This is a genomic window from Streptomyces sp. NPDC001514 (genome assembly GCF_053597075.1).
This window is the reverse complement of the sequence record NZ_JBSFHO010000003.1, coordinates 188,000-207,877: the sequence shown is the minus strand read 5'-3', so window position 1 is coordinate 207,877 and position 19,878 is coordinate 188,000. Positions and strand designations below refer to the sequence as shown.

The following is a 19,878-nucleotide window of genomic DNA, read 5'->3' as shown; positions in this document are numbered from 1 at the left end:
CTGTCGACCCGGAGAATCTCGACGTCAACAAACCATTGAACTTCCACCATGCGGTAACTACTATCCACTGTTCAGAAGCGCCCAACACCCCCGGACGGCGCCGACGACCGTACTTCGGAGCTCTGGCACTGAGTGCCACATTCACGCCCCCGCGGCCGCCAGGCACTGCCCGTGAAGCTCGCTGAAGGAAGTGACAGCTCATGTCCGCACCAGCGCCGTCGCCGCTGGCCATCGTCGACGCCCAGCCACTGCCCCGGCAGGAGGAGGTGCTGACCGACGCGGCACTCGCCTTCGTCGCCGAGCTGCACCGGCGGTTCACGCCCCGGCGTGACGAGCTCCTGGCCCGCCGCGCGGAGCGCCGCGCCGAGATCGCCCGCACCAGTACCCTCGACTTCCTCCCGGAGACCGCACAGATCCGCGAGGACGAGAGCTGGAAGGTCGCGCCGGCTCCGGCCGCGCTGAACGACCGCCGCGTCGAGATCACCGGCCCGACCGACCGCAAGATGACCATCAACGCCCTGAACTCGGGCGCGAAGGTCTGGCTCGCCGACTTCGAGGACGCGTCCGCCCCCACGTGGGAGAACGTCGTCCTCGGCCAGCTCAATCTGATCGACGCCTACGAGCGCCGTATCGACTTCACCGACGCCCGTACGGGCAAGTCGTACGCCCTCCGGCCGGCGGAGGAACTCGCCACCGTCGTGATGCGCCCCCGCGGCTGGCATCTGGACGAGCGCCATCTGACGTTCGAAGGCCGCCCGGTCCCCGGCGCCCTCGTCGACTTCGGCCTGTACTTCTTCCACAACGCGAAGCGCCTGATCGACCTGGGCAAGGGCCCGTACTTCTACCTCCCGAAGACCGAGTCCCACCTGGAGGCCCGCCTCTGGAACGACATCTTCGTCTTCGCCCAGGACTACGTCGGCATCCCGCAGGGCACGGTCCGCGCCACCGTCCTGATCGAGACGATCACGGCGGCGTACGAGATGGAGGAGATCCTCTACGAGCTCCGCGACCACGCCGCCGGGCTGAACGCCGGCCGCTGGGACTACCTCTTCTCGATCGTCAAGAACTTCCGTGACGGCGGCGCCAAGTTCGTCCTCCCGGACCGCAACGCGGTCACGATGACGGCCCCGTTCATGCGTGCGTACACCGAACTCCTGGTCCGCACCTGCCACAAGCGCGGCGCCCACGCCGTCGGCGGCATGGCGGCCTTCATCCCGTCCCGCAAGGACCCCGAGGTCAACCGCGTAGCCTTCGAGAAGGTCAAGGCCGACAAGGACCGCGAGGCGGCCGACGGCTTCGACGGCTCCTGGGTCGCCCACCCCGACCTGGTCCCGATCGCGATGGCCTCGTTCGACGCGATCCTGGGCGACAAGCCCAACCAGAAGGACCGCCTCCGCGAGGACGTCTCCGTGGCGGCGGGCGACCTCATCGCCATCGACTCCCTCGACGCCCACCCCACCTACGAGGGCCTCCGCAACGCCGTCCAGGTCGGCATCCGCTACATCGAGGCCTGGCTGCGCGGCCTCGGCGCCGTCGCCATCTTCAACTTGATGGAGGACGCCGCCACGGCCGAGATCTCGCGCTCCCAGATCTGGCAGTGGATCAACGCGGGCGTCGAATTCGAGCACGCCGGAAAGACCGTGACCGCGACTCCCGAGCTGGCCCGCAAGGTCGCGGCCGAGGAACTCGCCGCGATCCGCGAGGAGATCGGCGAGGAGGCCTTCGCGGCCGGCAAGTGGCAGCAGGCCCACGACCTGCTGCTGCACGTCGCGCTGGACGCGGACTACGCGGACTTCCTGACGCTGCCGGCGTACGAGCAACTGGTCGGCTGACCCCGTCGTTCCACCAGCAGCGCCCCCTGGTACGGCACAGCACCAGGGGGCGCTGCGCTGCAGCGAGGAATGCACGTTTCACCTCTCGAGCTGAATCCACCTGATCGCTCACCGAAGATCAGGTACGGTGAACGGGCGCTGCGCGCCGTCCCTTTGGGAAGGCGCACGACTCGCGGGCTTCGGAATGGTGGATCCACGTACTGCGTGGTGGCCTCACACGGTGAGGACGGGTGCCCCGGTAGGGGACTTCCCTGCCAATCCGACTCCTTTAAGGAGATGCTTGGCATGAGCCCCGTCGAGTACACGCCCGCGCGTCGCAGTTGGATCCGTGAAGTCACCATCGGCGTTGCCGGTGGCGTCGGTGCGGAACTGGTGCGCTGCGTGGCACATGTGGTGGCGCTCCTCTTCGGGATCCGTTGAGGAAGCGGCGGGCCCTGGTGGCCCGCCGCTGCCCGCCCGCTGACCCGGGAAATTCAGAACCCGAACAGGTCGAGCTGTGCTTCAGGCTTCTTCCCGACAGCCTTCTTCTGCCCCTTGGCCGCCATTCTCCGCTTCATGCTGCGCGCGTCGAGTGCTCTGCTCTCACGTGCAATCAGCTGCTCGGGTGGAAGTGTCTTCCAGGAAGGGCGCAGGCCCTGGACGTCGACAGGCCCCACCTTTTCCTTCAAGTACTCCTGCGTGAGGCGATCGGTCGAGTAGAGAACTGTGGCCCTGCTGGCTCTGGTCAGTAGCACGTGATACGCATTCCGGATACATTTGGCGAATCCCTCGCCGGAGGAATGCGGGATCCTCGTATCGACCGACCCCGACTTCAGCAGGTGGCGTTTCCCATTCTCGTCGGGCGGGGACGACTTTCCACGGTTGAACACCCATGCCCCATCGCGCCACACCATGTCGTCCCCCATGATGACGCCGCACCAGTCCCACTCGAGACCCTGTGCACTGTAGACGCAGCCGATCTGCCCGATTCCCTCGGCCTTGGCTGCCCAGAGTTTCGCGGGAGGAGCACCGTCCGAGTAGCTGCTTCTGTCTCCTTTGGCGTTCCAGGGCCTGTGCCAGTCGCCGATCTGCACATCCAGGTGCAGTTCATGGGTCAGCTCATCGGGGTCGCTCCAGGGCCAGCAGAAGCCGGCAACCATCCGCGCAGTGGCGCCTGCCCACTGCTCGGATCGAACGATCGCCTCCAGGCTCTCCACGCTGTCGGCGACCTCAACGTGCATCAGACCGTCCGGAGACCACACCTCGGCGCTCTCGCCGGAGATGCCCAGCAGGTCGAGCACCCACTGCCGGTAACTGTCGCTGCCACCACAACGGAACTCGGTCTGCAGACCGTACAGCTGCGCGGTGACGCCGTGACGCAATGCGGCCTGCTCGATGAGTTCGCCGGTGCCCACCTCATCACGCCGCACCGACTGATTCTCGTCAAGCAGGAAAACCGTGACCCGCGCTGCCTTGATCAGCTCGTCCACCTGAGGCTGCATGCCCTGGCGCTCCGGAGGCCAGAAACGGTTGGTGGACCGCTCCCTCAGCCGATGCGCCTCGTCGCAGATGAGCAGATCGAGCGGCGGCTCAGGGGCCTCCACGAAATGGTGGAAGTACACGAACTGGTCGACCGAGATGTGTTCGTCGCCGCGGATGAAGTACTTCATCGAGGCATCGAAGGCCCGGGAGCCGCTCGCGTACCGCACCTCTCGGCCTTGCGCGGTGAAGTAGCGCAAGAGCTCCAGTCCGATGGCGCTCTTACCGCTTCCAGCTCCTCCCTTCACCAGGAAGACCGCTCGTTGCCGGCTGTTCGGCAAGCCGGCTCTCGCGTATTCCACCGCCTTTTTCACATCGCGCCAGACCGTCTTCTGCTCACCTCTGAGGGTGAAGACGGTGTCTTCGCCTTCCGAGAGCGCCATGGCCTCCAGCAGAGGCGTGTTGCGCAGCCCGAGACGCTGCAGCAGCCGCTCCGCGGCCGGTGCGCCACTCTCCTTCCCGAACCTGTCGTTCACTTCGTCCAGCAGATCTCGGCGCGTGTCCTCGGTGAAGTAGAGAGCGTGTGCACCCGTCGGGACGCCGGCTTCCAGAAGTGGGTGAACAGACTCGGTGGTGGCGTTGTGCAGATACGTGAGCCCGGCGTAGGCGACGGAGAGGCCTCGCAGTGGGCCAGAGTCTGATTGGAAGTAGTCGATCACCTGGCGCACCTGAGCGCTCGGGTGCTTCTTCGGCTCCATCCCCGGCACTTCGACCTTCTCCGGCTTATCGGAACGGCCGACCGAACTCCATCTTTTCAACTCGACCACGAGTAGAGAGTCGTGCCGGGTCTCCGGATGGACTCCCACGAGTATGACGTCGGCCGGAGCAGCCACGCCGTCCGGCTGGCACTCCACGAACATGTGCACCTCGCCGTGCCCGGCCTCGACCAGTTCCTCGGCAAGCCTGACCAGGCTCTCCTTCCACGCCGCCTTCTCGGTGTCGGACGCGTCTGTCCCCTTGAAATGCATCCACCGGGCTGCCATGTGCGGCAGAAGCCGGTTCCTCGCGTGAAGTTGGAGCAGATGCCGCGCGGAGAGCTGCAGCAGGAGCACGTGAAGATCCCCCAGGGCACGAGAAGACTCGTGCGGGTGGGGGCGTGTCCGCTACCGGAAGCCCGTCGGGCCGCAATTGACCATTCGATCTTAGTTCGAGATCACCTCGCGGGGGCCAACTGGCCGGGAATAGCAGGTCATGAGCCGAATGCGGCCACGAATCGTACTGGCTCTTCGAGTACGGTCTGCGCACTCTTCAGATCGGAGAACCGGGTCGCCAGAGTCGCCTCCGCGAGACGGGGCGGCAGTGCCTCGGCAAACTTCAGGCCCTTCAAGGCCTGTTCGTCGATCTCGGGCAGACACAGCTGCCCGGAGGCGTCCGCGACGGCCTGCTTCCAGACTTGCGGGCTGATGTCCTCCCTCAGCCTGATCCAGCAGTCGTTGATGCGCTGTGACGGTGCCACGACCGTGCCGAGTGAAGCAGCGAGTGTGGCATTGGCGCGGTGCCCGGCCCACGTCCACCAGCGCGCGTAGCCGCCGCTCCCGCGCGTGATCAGTGTTCCTCCCGGATGCACAGCCTCCATGAAATGGTCCCGTGCTTCGGCGAGGGAGGCTACGGCCCGCTTGGTGAGATTCACGTCCGGGTCGGTTCCGAGCAGCACCTCACGCACCGCCCTGGTCAGCTCGAACGAGGTCGCCCATGCGAAGCCGAAGCCGCTCCACTTGGCTTTACCGCCGCTGTCCGTCGGCTCCACGTAGCAGCGCTTGCGGTGCCAGTCGATGTAGGTGACCAGCCAGCTGCGTCCCGCGAGCAGCAGCTTCCGCGGACCTTGGATCTCCTCCGTGAGCAGGTCCGGGTCCGTTCTGCCGATCTCCGCCCGCCCGTGGAACACCGTGAACTGAGGAGGTGCGGTGAATACCGCGGTGAGCCCCATGAAGTGGCGGTGACCGAAGCGGCGTTCCGCCTCCGGGCCGATGAAGAGCATTCCTGCGTCCCGGTCGAGGTATCCCTCGTTCACGAGGTGGCGCACGATCGGTTCGGCGGGCTGCCCGAAGGGGCCGAGCCCGTTCCACCACTCCTGCCAGAGCTGGTCACCCACCTGGTGTTCCTGCAGACACAGTGCGATGAGCTGCTGCGCCACGATGTGGCGCGGCTCGGGCGGCGCGGTGACCGGCTCCACCCAGCCGCGCGACCATTGCAGCAACAGCCCGGCGGCGGAGACGAGAGCGTCCTTGGTCAGGGCGAGGAAGAGACAGTTGCGGGTCGTGCCCGCCCTGCGTCCCGTGCGTCCGAGCCGTTGCAGAAAGGACGCGACCGTCGCGGGGGCGTCGATCTGGATGACGCGGTCCAGGTCACCGACGTCGATGCCGAGTTCCAGCGTGCTGGTGGAGACGATGACGCAGTCCCGCGCCTCTGCGAAGGCCTGCTCGGCGCGCCGCCGTTCGTCCACCGACAGAGAGGCGTGCGAGAGGAAAGTAGTGATCCCCCTGAGGCGGAGTTTCTCGCCCAGCTCTTCCACCAGGCGACGTGACTCACAGAAGACCAGTCTTTTCTCGCCACGGTGGAGGGTGGAGATGATCGTGGCCGCATTGTCCACGGAACCGACGTAGTCGAGCTGAATGTCGCCCGGGGGCGACGCCAATGCTTCCGTTTCCGCCCGGGGACCGTTCAGATGGGGTGCGACCACGCACGCTGGCCGACTACCCGCGCCCGAACCCTGCAGCCAGGTGAGGAGCTCCGCCGGGTTCCCGACCGTGGCGGACAGCCCCACGCGCTGAACCGGTCGTCCAACTGCCTTCTGGAGCCGCTCCAGCACGGCGAGCAGATGCCAGCCGCGGTCGTCACCCGCGAAAGCGTGCACCTCGTCGACAACGATGCTCCTCAGACCGGCGAAGAACGCCTTGTGGTCGACGTTCGCACTGACAAGCATCGCTTCCAGCGATTCCGGGGTGGTGAGCAGGATGTCGGGGCGGCTGGCCATGATCCGCTTGCGGTTGCCAGCGGTCACGTCGCCGTGCCACAGGGCGGCCGAACGGCCCAGCCACGCCGTGTAGGTCTCCAGGCGCGGCAGGAGGTTGTTGAGCAGCGCTTTGAGCGGGCACACGTAGAGGACCGATGTGCCGCGCCACCCTTCAGCTGTCATTCGCGACAGCAGTGGGAACGAGGCAGCTTCGGTCTTCCCTCCTGCCGTCGGGGCCAGGAGGATCGCGTCCTCTCCTGCCATGACGGGCTGGATCGCTTCTTCCTGCAGCGGGCGAAGCCCGCGCCAGCCGAGTGAGTTGACGATGTGGTGGGTGAGTACCGGGTCGAGGTCGTCGACGGCGCTCACGGCAGGTCCAGTTCGATGTCGCCCGCGTCCGCCGCGGCCGCGTTCCGCTCGACCTCGTTGAGTTCGGCACTGGACACCGTAAGCGCGTAGTGGACGCGGGGATCGAAATCATCGTGCAGATCGACCCGGTCGAGGACGTCGGCGACGAGCTTACGCAGGAACAGCCGCGGAGCGACCCCGACCTTGCCGCCCAGTCCTCCCGTGACCGCGCTCGCCAGCTCGCCGAGGTACGCGTCGTCGACGCACGCGACGATCCTCTCCGGGTTGCGTGCCGCTCCCGCATACAGGTCACGGACGTTGCGTCCGAGTTCCCCCAGCTTCGGCAGGTCGAATCCGGCGAGGCGCAGCTGCACGGCCCGCGGGGAGTCGAAGCGGGGATCCGTGGTGAAGTCGGTCGCGAGGCGCTGGGCCAGAGGCGGTAGCCGCTGTACGCCCTGTTGTCCGTCGTAGAAGGCCGGGGTACCGGTGATCACCAGAAAGAGTCCGGGGAAACGGCCCGTGTCGATTTCGTCGAGCAGCTGTCGCAGGGCGTTGAGTCCCTTCTCCCGTACGTCGCCGCGGACTCGCTGCAGCGTCTCGATTTCGTCGAGCACCACCAGCAAGCCCGGGTGACCGCAGTCGCGCAGCACTGTGAGCAGCCCCTGCAGAAACCCCATGGCACCGAAGTGGTCGAGGTCCCCACGCACACCGGCCGCCCGCCGGGCGGATGCCGCCACGGACTTCTGGCCGCTCAGCCAGGCGATCAGCGCCTCGGCTGTCGCGGCGTCGCCGGCTGCGCGGGCTTCGCGGTAGCCGCGCAGTGCCGCGGCGAACGCGGGGGTGGTGCGGGCCACGTCGGCGAGCCGCTGCTCCATGAGCCCGTCGACGGCCGCGGCGAGCGCCTTCTCGTCGTCGTCCGCCACCTCGCCCGCGTCGAGAATCTCCTCTTCCAGCGTGTAGAACCATGAGTCGATCACCGCTCGCAGGGCGCTGGGCTGGTGGGTCGCGGTGGTGAGACGTTCGGTGAGTCTGCGGTAGACGGTCTCCAGCCGGTGCAGTGGTGTCTCGGTCTCGGAGATCTGCACTTCGGTGGTCGCCAGACCGGCCCGTTTGGCTCGCTCGGCGAGCCATCGGGCGAAGAAGGTCTTGCCGGAGCCGTACTCGCCGCGGATGGCATGGAAGGCGGACCCACCGCGCGTGACGGTGGCGATGTCGTCGCCCAGCGATTCGGCAAAGCGGTCCAACCCGACGGCGAACAGGTCGAGTCCGCTCTGCGGCACGGTGCCGCGCCGCAGGGCGTCGACCACTTCGCGGCGGCGGGCCGCACTGACCTCCGTCATGCCGGTCACGGCTGCTCCGTTCCGAACTGCTCTTGCAGAAGCGGGATGTTCAGCTCTACGGTCCGCCCCGCTTCCACCAGGTTGATCACGCTGTAGCCCTCGACATTGAGGAGGCGCTGCACCACGGTGACGAAGATCTCGGGGTTCCGCTGCGATCTACCGGTCGCCGATGCGGCCGCGGCGGCCACCGCATCGGGGGTGAGCTTTCCACCCGCTTCGTGCAGCGCGTCGATGACCGCTGCCACAGCCTTGGCGTCCGGCGGACGGCGCACGAACGCCTTTTGCGCCGTGTACCGCTGGGACCCAACGACCTTGCCACCTAGCGTCAGCACCTCCGGAGCCACCTCGGCCGCGGCAAACAGCGCTTCACCGGCCTGGGCTTCCGTACGGCGACGGGTTCTGCGCGCCACTGGGGGCTCGGACTCCCCGCTCGGCACCGTGTCAGTGCGCGGCTGCTGCCACCAGGAGGGCACGGCCTGCTCGTTCGGCAGCACCACCCATCCGGAGGGCAGCAGCTCCTGCGACGGCACGAGGGTGATCACGGGCACGGTCACCTCGGCCAGTGACGCGCCTCCGTGGTATCCGGCCTTGCGGGGCGTATAGCGGATGTCCTCGCGCCACGGCACCACAATGGTGCCGCCGCCCTCCAGCACCCGGGGGCCGCTGAGTTCGACCTCCCCATCACCCGCGTCGCCGATACGCCATCGGGCACTCTGCACTCCAGCAGCCTTCAACGGGCCCTGGCCGGGCAGCGAACGGTCGAGAACATGGCCGTGGTCGGAGACGAGCATGACGGGACGGCCGTATCCGCGCGCGGCGTTGAGCAGGTCCAGCAGGTGGCTGATGTCCTTGAGCCGCCAGGTGGTGCGCTCGCCCTCCTGTCCATGGTCCAGGGCGTCGTCGATGGTGTTGAGCACCACGCCGACCACACCGTCCCCGGCGAGGGCGTCGAGCAGTTCGGGGGCGAGCCGGTGCCCCTCGGCACCGCCGATCTGGCCCTTGTGGAAGAGCGTCCCGGCGCGCCGGTGCCGCTGCCAGAACGCGGCGAACCCGCCTGCTTCCGCAGCCTGCTTGCCGCTGGTGGCCGCCCCGGACAGCAGCGAGGCCCGGCTGATGGTGGTGATGGAGGGCAGCATGGACACGGCGGCCTGCCGACGCGGCGTCGCCGCCGCGGGCGGGGCGGGCACGATCTCCGTCCAGACCCGGCGGTCGATCTCGTCGCCGAGCTGTGCCGCTATGGCGGTGCTCATTCCGTCCAGCACGAGCACCAGCGGCGCCGCCTTGCCGGCCATGGGCACGGCCAGGGTGGCGAGAACGTCCTCGATGAGGAGGGCTCCTTGGGGCGAGTGGGTGGATGCCGTCCGGACCCACCCTGCGAGCCGTTTGGCGAACTGCTCGTCGACAGCCGTCCGCCGAGCTCGCACCTTGCCGATGAGCAGGTGGTACGCCTGCCCCACGACGAGGTCCCCCATGGGGTCGCCCGCTGCCAGGACAGCTAGCGCGCTGTCGACCCATCCCCACTGTGCGAGGTGCTCGCCGACCGCTTGCCCGACCGAGTCCACGGCGGGGACCGGCAGGTCCAGCCATCGCACCATCCGCACCGCCATGACGGCTGCATCGCAGCTTGCCGGGTGCAGGCGTGCCAGCTGGTGGTGCAGCACCTGCGACAGGGCGGCCTCCGCCGCCTGGGGCGACTTCTCCAAAGCGGTTGCCAGGTCGCGCAGCCGCGCCCTCAACCCTGACGGCAGCAGCGGGTCGAGGCGCAGGGCCTGCCCGAGTCCCGCATCGGCCGCGAGCTCGTCCGCGCGGTCGAGCACGGCATAGACACGCTGCCTCGCCTCGACGCCGGCCGGGCTGCTGGCTTCGGCCTCGGTGATCCACCGGGCGAGCGTGCCAGTCACCGAGGCGGTGAACTGCGGCAGGTCGTCCACCGAACGCAGCGTGGAGCCGAACAGGCCGCCGAGAGCGAAGCTGGTCCCGGCCGGCGCGTCCGGCGCGCTCAGTACGGAGCCGAGCACGCCGAGCGCCATCGCGTCCTGTCCCCTGCCGTCCGCCACCAGGGCGAGCAGCGTGGGCGCGGCCGCCCCGACGATGCCGGTCAGCCAGGTGGTCAGGCCGCTGCGCTCCTCCTCGGCGAGTTCGCGGAACCGGGCAGGTCCGGCTGTCGTACGGGACCAGGCGAGCAGCGCGTTGGTGTCCAGGTCGGCCCGGTGGCCTGCGGAGGGCCCGCCGAGAGCGAGCCGTTCGCCGACGAGTGCCTCCACCGCAGCATCCCGGGTCAGGACCGAGCCGCTGCGTGGCCAGCCGTCCACGGGCTCGGCCTCCAACAGCGCGTTGAGCAGCCAGGTTTCACGGATCATCCGGGGGTCGAGATCCGTGGCCCCGAAGAGCTGCTTGACGATCTCGGCGCGGTCGACGGTGAGACTGCGGCGCCCCACCGCGTGTGCTCTCAGGTCCCATCCGAGCACGGTGGCCGGTACATCGCTGGTGACCACCAGTACCCGCTCGTCCTCCTCGTCGACCAGGAGCTGCTGCCAGGCATCGACGATCCCCAGGACGGAGTCCTGGTCGGTGACCCTGACCTGCCGCTGCCGGCCGTCGACTCGCGCAGTGAACTCCGCCGGCGCCGTGCTGTCGTACCGGGCATTGACCAGGAGAAGTCGGCGGTCCTTGGCGCGGCGCAGCTCGGTTTCGAGCAGCGCTTCGACGATCCGCCGGTCGATGAGCGGGCGGACGGCCATCAGGACTGCGCCCCGTCGTCGGCGGAACCGGTGCTGGTGTCCTCCGGGGGTACCGCCTGCCAGCTGATTTCGACGGCCATGCCGGGGTGGGCGGCAGAGAAGGCGAGGATCTCGTCCCAGATGTTGTCCATCGCCTTGTTCAGGGCATGTTCCGCTCGGCTGGGCTGGAGCCGCACGGTACGGGTGAGCGCCGCCGGGCCCGTGCCCGTGCTGGTGGGCGCGGGCGGGGTGGAGGGGACGGACGGCTTGCCGTGCTGGGTGAGGGACACGTCGTCGGGGGTGGGCGGCTCGGGGCGCTGCGGCGGCGCGACGGGGTTTTCCACCTGGCTCAGCCGGGCGGCCTCCTGCACCAGGGCCACGGCCTTGCCGCGGATGGAGGCCAGCACCGGGACGAGTGAGCTCTCGAATTCGCTGTCGGCGGCGGCCGTGGCGACCTCCGTGAGCAGCCGCTCGGCCCGCTCTCCGACGCCGTCCTGCCGACCGATGAATCCGCGCACGCTGTCGAGTAGCGGCCAGTCGGCGTCGTCCAGCGCGCTCAGTACCTCGGGTGCCGAGGTGATGGCGGTGGCAAGAATCTCGTCCGAGGTGGCATAGGAGGCCCCCGCCAACTCCCTTACCAGAGCGGTCGCTTCGTGGTGGCGTCCCAGACGGGCCAGCAGATCCGCCGCGTCCTTCCCGGATGCCAGGCGTGTGCTGGTGGCCGGTGCGAGTCCCAGCGCTTCAGCGTGCCGGTTCAGCGAGGTCCGTACGGCGTTGACCGGCTGCTCGTACCGGTCGACCTTCTCGCGTACGCCGTTGAAGAGCTTGTTCACGTTCCGGGCGAAGAGCGTGGGCTGGGCCGCGACCCCGAAGATCCTGGCTGCGCGCTCCCGGGCGGTCGCGTACTCGTTCTCGCTCGGCAGCTGCTGTGCGCGCAGTCCCCAGCCGGCCCCGATGCGCTCCAGCTCGGGCGGCTGCGCCTGGGGGCTGCCGCCGTGGAAGACCCAGGCACGGTCGTCGAGAAGCGCGTAGGTGGCGATGATCAGGTTGCTGATGCTCTTGTCGAGTCCTGTCCAGCCGTGGTCCTTGGCGATCCACTCACGGATGTCCTCGACCGACAGGTCCTCCCCCCCGGGGCGGTGCTGGTGGGCGGCCTGGTTGATGCGTGCCCGCCAGTCGTTGCGCAGGACCAGCGGGCCGTCGTGCACCTGGCCGAGCTCAAGCGGCTCGACGATCCTCTTCACAATCTTGAGGTGGTGGCTGTCGACCTCGACCCGACGTCCGCCGTCGTCCATGGCCCGGGTGATCCAGGTGAGGGCGGTCTTCAGCTCGCCGAGGGTGACGGCCTTGCGGTCGCCGGTCTTCTCGAAGTCGGGGTGCTTGGGGTACAGGGCGTGGAAGACGCCGTCCGCCAGGTGCTGGAGGTTGTCCTGGAACGACTTGCCGCCCTGAAGCTGCGGCCTGCCGTACTCGGGCAGCAGCGACAGTATGTGCTTGCCCTCGCTCACTTCGGCGGAGACGCTGTTCTCGTCCACCTTGGCGATGCCGTACAGCTGGGCAAGAGTCGCGTTGAGCTGCGAGGTCAGGGTGTCGCGCTGGGCCGAGAGCTGGTGGCGTACCCGGACCCGGTCGTCGGATGCGAGGTGCCCGGCGTAGTCGTCCAGCCGGTCGCGCTCCAGCAGGTAATTGATCTTGATGAGTCGTCCGAGCTGGGCGTTCTTCTGCTCGGAGAAGAACGAGGGCAGCCAGACGAGCGTCGGCGCCATGAGCCCTTCGGACCTGAGGTCGGCGACGCGCTGGGCATCGTCGGTCGGGTAGTGCTGACCGTCATCGAAGGGATAATCCAGGATGAATCGGACGCGCCCGTCGACGCCGGGACGGAACTGGTCGGCGGACAGTTGCGTGGTGTCGCGGACGTTCTCGAAGACGAACTCGGCGGTGCGCCGGGTGCCCTGCCAGACGATCTCGTGCTCGCAGACGAAGGCACCGGAGTCCTTCAGGCCGAGCGCCTTCCACAGCTGGTCCTTGACCCAGATGCGCCGGGCGCCCGTCCGGTCCTCGTCGGCGACCATGTCGAGCAGCGGCTCGATGTCGAGGTCGGACAGGTGGAGGGTGAACACGGGGTCCTGGTCACCGTCGGCGCGGATCTCACCGAACTCGGCCTGCAGCTCACGCAGTCGGGTCACCACGAGCGAGCCGGGGGCGACGGTGCGGGAGCGGATGGAACCGTGGTTCAGTGCGGCGATACGCCCGCCGGTGAGCCGCTTGAGCGCCGGGGCGTCGGGGGCGAGCGCGGCGAGCAGCAAGGTCTTGACGAACCGCTCGTCGGCGATGAACTTCTCGTTGCCCTCCGAGCCGTACTTCTCCAGCAGATGGGCCCGCACCTTGGTGTGGAAGGTGTGAGCCGCCTCGGCCTCTGCCTTGAGCCGGTCGGTGAACGCCTCGCCGGTGCCACCCGACAGCACGTCCCACAGGTCGCCGAGAGGGATCAGCTCGCCCAGCTTGAAGTCACCGCGCCGCCGTCGCAGCATCTCCTGGAGCAGCTTGAGACCGGTGCGCTCGCGCTGGAGCGCACCGGACAGGGCGACGAGGACGTTCAGCAGCGCCGGTGAGAGCGGGTACACGGCCCGGAAGTCGCTCCAGTCCGCGTGCGTAGCACCGTGAGCGTCGAGCAGGACGTCCTTGACCTGCGCATTCGTAGACTCCACGGCCCCGAAGGCGCCATCGAGAGCGAGCCGCGCCTGGTCGTTCTTCGGCCTGAGAATGCGCTGCTTGATGATCTCCGGGAGGTTACGGTCCTCCAGGCTCACCACATCGAAGCGCCCTCGCAGGTACTCGACCTGCTGTTCCAGGTTCTTCACGTCGGCGCCGACGACGTCCGCGCCGACGAGCTGCGACAGGTCACGCTGGCGGGAGATGAACGACACGATCGGCACAGGCCGGGCGCTGTCCCCGGATTCGATCAGTTTGACGAGCTTGCCGACCTCGGAGTTGACCTTCTCCCGGTTGGACATGTGCGCCTGGAGCCAGAGGATCAGCTCGTCGAGGAAGAGCACGAGTCCGTCGTATCCGAGGGACTTCGCGTGCCGGCTGATGACAGCAAGGCCGTTTTCCAGCGGCAGGAACGCGTGGGCGTCGCCCCTGGCGCCTTCCGCGTACGACGACATCGGCCCGGTCAGCAGCGCGGAGACGAGCCGGTCGCGCTGGGCGTCCCCAGCAGGCGCGGCGAACGCCCGGTCCAGCTCGTCCGAGGCCCAGGCACCGCCGGAGCCGTCGATCACGTCGAGGTCGTCCGGCTCGCAGGCGGAGTCCTCGGCCGCGGCGGGCAGGAGCTTGACGAACGCGTCGTCGCCGATGTTCCCTCGCAGCTTCGCGGCGTCGGCGAGCATCGAGTCGGCTCGGTAGACCGGTGGTGTCGGGGCGCCCGGGTGCAGCCGCCGCACCTCGGCGACGTACCCGCCGAGCAGTGCCGAGTCGAGGTCGGTCGAGCCGACGAGGTGGTACGGCACCATGAGGAACCGCTTGCCGCGCAGCCAGTCGTCGTGCTCGGCGATGACCTCCTGCAGTCGCGGCTTGGCGCGGGCGGAGGGTTCGTTGTTGAGCACCGCGTGCAGCACGGTCAGGAAGTGGCTCTTTCCGGAACCAAACGAACCGTGGAGGTACGCGGCGTGCGAATTCCCTCCGCGGACGGAGGCGCGCACGATACCGAGAGCCTTGCCGAAGGCCGCCTTGAGCTGGTCGGTGACCACGTACTCGTCGACCCGGGCGTCGGTCTCGGTGAAGCCACCGGTGAGCTCCACCTTGAAATCGCCGGCATGGACGTCTTCCTTGATGTCGATGACATCCCGCAGGAAGAGCTCATTCGTGGGCATCCGTGACTCTCGTTCCCTCACTCGGCGGTTCACATTTCCCGCGCAGCGCGCATGTCACCCTTATCTTGCCAGCTCACCGGGCGTCAGAGCCCGGGCCTGCGAAGATCGGCGTACGTCAGCGGAACATGACGGGCCCGCGGCGGTCCGACTCGTCGGTCACACCTACCTGACGTGCGGATGAATCACATGAAATCTGCCCATTAGTCATGTCTCGATGGATTCTGCAGTATAAGCCTCAGGCGTGACGCAGAGTTCAGCCCACCCTGCAGCGCGAAGGCGGGAGCTGAGGAACGGGCCGTCGCCGACCACATCCGGAGCGCCTTCACCAAGCCGCAGGACACCCACGGGTGCGGCAGCAGAGGTCCTGCTGCCGCACCCGTCACGAGCCCTGTTGTCACGCCTTGGGCCAGAAGCGGACGAGGTAGTGCTCAACGCCCTCGGCTGCGCCCGTCTGCTCCGAGAGACGTTCGGCTTCCTTCCGGCCCGCGCAGCAAACCTGCACGCGCCAAGCACCGTCCGTGTCGGAGAGCGTGACCACGTCATCCCTTCGTCCCAGGCTCATCGACCAGAGGGCCACTTCGCCGCTGGTCGACTCGAAGTCGACCTCACCATGCTCGCCCCACCGCTCCCAGTCCTCTTCGGGAGGGGGACCGTTCCATACCTCGACCGTCATCGATGCCGTATGTGTGTGGCCTGCGCTGAAGACATCGATGCGCCCGGGGAATGCATTGAGGAACTGCCCGAACACGAAGTCGTCCGGGTAGGGCACCGGCAGGTCGCCATCGTCGGACTCCTGGAAGCAGAAGCTGTGACAGCCGACATCCGCATCAAGTTGTTGTCGTCGGATCAGTTCCGCCACGCGGGCTCCTCATCGTCAACCACCGCGCGGTCATCGAGCGTGATGGTGGCCGTGCCGTGGCGCACTGACCGTGGACTGTCGAAGGCCTACTTCTCGGTGCGTTCCGAGGCCTTCACGGCTTCGCCGAGGTCCCCATCCCCCTTGACGGGACTCGACCGCGGGGCTTCCTCCCCGAACGTCTCGCGGATGAGCGGTACGGCCTCCTCCGGGATCCGGAAACCCGTCGCCCACGAAGGCTCGGTCGGCGACCCATAGATCGTGTGCAGCAGGAAGGACTCCTCGCCACTCAGCACTCCCTGGTCCTCCAGCTCCCGCGCCACGGTGCTGATGGGCCGGGTGAAGCCCTTGAGCTGGCGGTCACCCGGGTAGCCGGCCAGCTCGTACGCGGTGGCCCGGTCCACGATTCCGCCGTTCGCCGCCGCCGCGATGATCACCTTGGCGTGTGCCGGGTAGCGCACGCGGAGATGCTCGACGAACGTGCCGAGGGACTGCCTGGTCCAGCCGGCTTCGGAGCCGTCGTTATCGCGATCCGCCTCACCCAGCTGTTCCAGGTCGTCCACCGAGTCCTTGTCGACCTGCAGGCCTTCGAGCAACTCCTCGGCCCAAGTGAGGAGTTCCGCGGGTGTGAGCATGTAGAGCCGTACGTTCGCGTGCTCACGGAGTTCCACCAGCAGCTCCGCCCTGGGGCGCGCCGGGATGTCCCCGTCACGGGTCTGCCACCAGTCCTTCTTGACGTCCCCCGTCACGAGCAGCACGTCGCAGGCGCGCTGCTGCGCCTCCTTCAGCAACTGCACCCAGAGCAGGTAGTCGCCGGCGGCCCGCTCCGGCGGCTTGGTCCTGAAGTCCTCGTATCCGGGCGGGATCTCCTCGTCGGCACGCTTCTGCGCCTCCTGGACCGCCTTGTCGTACTCGTCCGTCGGCAGCGGCTCACCGATGCGACCGTGCAGCAGCGGCTCCAGCACGGTCAACACAGGGTCGCTATGCGTCTCGGCCGTGCCCACCAGCGCGTCCCGCGCGGCCTGCCCGTCGATGATCTCCCGTAAATCGTCCACGATGTCGGCAAAGGCCTTCATGCCTTCGCCGATCGCCCGGGTGACGTCCTCGTCCTGCTTGAGGCGTACCTCCTTCATCCACCGCTCGACAGCGTCCTGCGCGGACCGCCGGGCCTTGTCCAAGGCCGCGGAGGTCTCCTTCGCCTTGGTGCTGTGGTGATGGCGTACAGACCTCAGCTCACGGTTGCGCCAGAACTCGGTGAGCACCTGGTGCGGCACCCACAGCCGGTCCCTGAGCTTGCTGAGTACCGCCAGGGTGTCCTCACGCGTGCGGGCGTTGGAGCGGTAGAGATTGAGCAGCACATTGGTGTCCAGGACGATCATCCCGGACTGGAAGACTTTCTCGTAGTCGCCCTTGAGGGGGCTGCGGTGGGCCCCGTCGCAGTCGTAGATCCCCCGCTCGGTCCCATGCTCCGCCGGGTCGTCCTTGAATGCCATGGTGCTGAGTGCTCCCCGTTTCGTTCGGCCCCGGGTGCGTACTTCCCAGAGGCACGAGGGGCATGGTTCCAGGCCTCGCCCATTGCGCGTGAGAGCTGTCTCGGCCAACTCTCGCGCCCATGAGTGTGAACACGGCACCGGCTCACCGAGCGCGCAGTGTTCCGCTCTCACCGCACCAGATTGCTGTGCGAATGTCGTCGCCGTCAGCTCGTTGCCTGGTCGGGCCGCTGATGGAGGACGGGTCGCCCGCCCTCCATCAGACACCTCACTCGGCTCGCCGCCTCGTGCTTACTTGACCATCGCCTTCAGGTTCTCCAGGACCGCCTGGAGCTCGAAGGGTGGCGCGCTGGAGGCCGTGCGGGCGGCCTCACGGTAGGTCGCCGCGTTCTTCGCGGGGAAGCCGTCCCCCGAAGCGATGAGTTCGCTCTTGCGCGTGCCCCAGGCCGGCCACTTGTCGACGAGAAACGTCTCCAGGTTGTCCTCGAAGACCATGTGGTTGTCGGCGCACGCCGTCGCGGGCCAAGGAGACGGGGAGGCGCCCAGGTACCCGAGGAGATTGGCGTTGAGCGTCAGGTCCTTGCGGGCCTGCTCCTCGATCCTGAGCTCCTTCGCGCGCCGCTCGTCCTCGTTCTGAACGTTCTGAGTGCCCTGTCGGCTCCTCGCCTCCTTGCCGGCATCGCCATCGAAGATGACATAACAAGGAACTCCGAGCGCATCGAGAATCGCGCGGCAGAGTGCGATGTTGTCCTTGCCGCCGACGCTGATCACGCTGATGCCCAGGGCGCCGAGGCTCAGCTGCTCCCGCTCCGCGCACCCGGTCAGGATGGCCCCGTCCGTGTCCCCCTCGACGAGCACGACGGCCTGCGCGAAGAACCCCTCCGCGAGCGCCCCGGCACACTTGATACCGGCCTGCCGCTTGATCGAGTTCTCGCTCACCAGATCATCCGGAAGCGACTGAATCAGCTCCGCTTCTGAGATCCGCCGCACGTGGGTGACCGGGTGCTCCTCCGTGCCGTCACGGCCGAGTCGCCGGATCTCGTGGTAGCTGCGCGGCTCGATGAATACGGGGCTGTGCGTCGCGTACATCACCTGGGTCCGGCCGACCGGGGAAGAGGCCACCAAGCCGCGCAACACCTCGGCGAACGTCCGTGCCTGCGGCGGGTGCTGGAAGAGTTCCGGCTCCTCGACCGCCAGACACAGCGTCTGGGTGCCCGTCTCCGAGCGCCTGCGCTCCGAGAGCAGCTTCAGCGCGGCAATGATCAAGGCGCGCTGGAAACCGTGGCCCTGGCGGTAGACCGACGTCTCCGCAGCCCCGTCCTTGATGCTGACGCGGAACGACGTCTTCGCGGGCTTGGGCGTCTGCACCATCGGCGTCACGACCACCTTGCGTCCGGTGGTGAACTTCGCCACCTCGGCGGACAGGGCCGCCGAGAGGTCTGTGAGCGTGGGGCCGTACACAGTGGTGTGCACGTCCAAGCGCGCCTGCTGCGCGGTCTCCTCGATGGCCCCCAACTGCTCATTCGCCTCGCTGCGGTCCACCGCGTGGTCGAGGATGCGTCCGATGGCGGACGCCTTGCGGTCGTCGGCCTCCTCATACGCGCGCAGGTCGGCAGAGATGAACACGAAGTCGATCAGTTCGGCGAGCTTGCTCTGCCCGGCAAAGCCGAAGAAATGCGTGTCCTCGACCTCCGACTCGGTGAGCCGGTCGCGATGTCCGCTCTCCCAGGTGACCATCGCCTCGAGCACGGCCTTCTCACTCCCGGCGCTCGGCAGTCCGAGAGCGGGGTCGCTCTCCCGGAGTGCGTTGAACGCCTTGCGCCTGGCCATGGCACCCTCCTGGCGCCTGACCTCCTCGAAGGGTGCGTACGCGAGTGCCTTGCCGGTGATCTTGTCGTCACCGGCCTCCCACGTCCTCCAGATGGAGACGGTCTCCGTGTCGTCCGTTGCATAGCGCCCGAGGGCGTTACGGTCGTGCTCGGTGAGTCCGTCGAACTCCACCTCGACGGAGATGCGCTCACCGTCGGCCGCGGAGTGGACGTCGTCGGTGCTGAGCGCCAGCGACTTTTCGCCGTTGAAGAACCAGTCGAGCGCACGGAGCACTGTGGACTTCCCGACCCCGGTGGGGCCGATGAAGCAGGTTATTTCGTCGAATGCGATGTCCACCTTGGACAGGCAGCGGAAATTCTCAACGCGAACTCGCTTGATTTTCACGGTCGTCCTGAAACGTGGTGCGGGAGCGCCCGATGGGCGCTCTGTGACGATCAGGATGCTAGCGATGACCATGGCCGAAAATCAGATGATTTTTCGTCGGCCAGACCGGCCGGATTTACGCGCAATTCAGTTCGAGTTCCGCCCAGATGTTCTTTCCCGGGGCGCCGGGACGGGGTGCGATGCCCCAGCGGTCAGCGAGCTGGGCGACGAGGAACAGGCCGCGGCCGGACTCGCCGTCGACGGGTGGCGGGGTCTTGGCGGCCTCAGGGACGGGGCATCGCTCCGTGCGGGTATCAGCGACCTCGATGCGGAGGATGGTGGCTGGAGCTGCGGCGGTCGCCGTGAGGCGGAGGTGGAAGTCCCGGCCGGGGACGTGTCCGTGACGCACGGCGTTCGCGGTGAGCTCGGCGGCGATGAGGGTGAGTGTCTCGTTGGGCGTGGAGTCGTACGGGTAGCCCCAGTCATGGAGCCGGTGCGAGACGAGCCGGCGGGCGAGGCGGGAGCCGCGCGGGGTGGAGGTGAACTGCATCGAGAACTCGCGGGTGGAGGTGGGCCGTTGCTGAGCCGCCACGTGAGGGGTAATTGCTCGGTTCATGGGGGAAACGCTGGCGGTGGCTGCGTACCGTTGACCAGGAGGGACGCGCTGACGGGCACGGGCTGTACGCGTCCCGGGCGGTGATGTACGCGGCGCGGGGCGTGACCGCCTCGGGGGTAGGGCGTTGGCCGCGCGGGTGT

General features: G+C 67.9%; 11 protein-coding genes. 2 read left to right on the top strand and 9 right to left on the bottom strand.

The window, feature by feature from the left end; genetic code table 11:
* The first annotated feature begins 200 nt into the window (after window positions 1-200).
* Both aceB and ACWCXB_RS05440 read left to right on the top strand, forming a co-directional pair.
* Window positions 201-1,832 (top strand): malate synthase A, encoded by a 1,632-nt coding sequence (gene aceB / locus ACWCXB_RS05445; protein WP_450719247.1) that lies wholly within the window; start codon window positions 201-203, stop codon window positions 1,830-1,832.
* Window positions 1,833-2,117: 285 nt separating this feature from the next.
* Complete coding sequence (locus ACWCXB_RS05440) at window positions 2,118-2,252, top strand: DUF6408 family protein (RefSeq protein ID WP_450719245.1); 135 nt, start codon at window positions 2,118-2,120, stop codon at window positions 2,250-2,252.
* Window positions 2,253-2,305: 53 nt separating this feature from the next.
* On the opposite strand, the gene ACWCXB_RS05435 is transcribed toward ACWCXB_RS05440, so the two are convergent.
* From ACWCXB_RS05435 to ACWCXB_RS05395, 9 genes are all read right to left on the bottom strand, one after another.
* Window positions 2,306-4,402: a DUF2075 domain-containing protein gene (locus ACWCXB_RS05435; RefSeq protein WP_450719243.1), complete on the bottom strand. Its 2,097-nt coding sequence runs from the start codon at window positions 4,400-4,402 to the stop codon at window positions 2,306-2,308.
* A 137-nt stretch (window positions 4,403-4,539) separates the two neighbouring features.
* Window positions 4,540-6,672, bottom strand: coding sequence for a DEAD/DEAH box helicase (locus ACWCXB_RS05430; protein ID WP_450719241.1), 2,133 nt, complete (start codon window positions 6,670-6,672; stop codon window positions 4,540-4,542).
* Complete coding sequence (gene brxD / locus ACWCXB_RS05425; RefSeq protein WP_450719523.1) at window positions 6,669-7,991, bottom strand: BREX system ATP-binding protein BrxD; 1,323 nt, start codon at window positions 7,989-7,991, stop codon at window positions 6,669-6,671. The genes ACWCXB_RS05430 and brxD overlap by 4 nt, the downstream gene beginning before the upstream one ends.
* Window positions 7,992-7,996: 5 nt before the next feature.
* Window positions 7,997-10,732 carry a BREX-2 system phosphatase PglZ gene (pglZ, locus tag ACWCXB_RS05420; protein ID WP_450719239.1) on the bottom strand — a complete coding sequence of 912 codons (2,736 nt, stop codon included), beginning with the start codon at window positions 10,730-10,732 and terminating at the stop codon, window positions 7,997-7,999.
* Window positions 10,732-14,583 (bottom strand): PglY protein, encoded by a 3,852-nt coding sequence (locus tag ACWCXB_RS05415; protein ID WP_450719237.1) that lies wholly within the window; start codon window positions 14,581-14,583, stop codon window positions 10,732-10,734. Before ACWCXB_RS05415 ends, pglZ begins: the two co-directional genes overlap by 1 nt.
* 394 nt (window positions 14,584-14,977) lie before the next feature.
* Complete coding sequence (locus ACWCXB_RS05410; RefSeq protein ID WP_450719235.1) at window positions 14,978-15,442, bottom strand: hypothetical protein; 465 nt, start codon at window positions 15,440-15,442, stop codon at window positions 14,978-14,980.
* 86 nt (window positions 15,443-15,528) lie between these two features.
* Window positions 15,529-16,932, bottom strand: coding sequence for a PIN-like domain-containing protein (locus ACWCXB_RS05405; RefSeq protein WP_450719233.1), 1,404 nt, complete (start codon window positions 16,930-16,932; stop codon window positions 15,529-15,531).
* Between the two features lie 288 nt (window positions 16,933-17,220).
* Window positions 17,221-19,143: an ATP-dependent nuclease gene (locus ACWCXB_RS05400; RefSeq protein ID WP_450719231.1), complete on the bottom strand. Its 1,923-nt coding sequence runs from the start codon at window positions 19,141-19,143 to the stop codon at window positions 17,221-17,223.
* Window positions 19,144-19,258: 115 nt separating this feature from the next.
* A complete protein-coding gene (locus ACWCXB_RS05395; protein ID WP_450719229.1) occupies window positions 19,259-19,738 on the bottom strand; it encodes an ATP-binding protein in 480 nt (159 codons plus the stop codon).
* Between the last annotated feature and the right edge of the window lie 140 nt (window positions 19,739-19,878).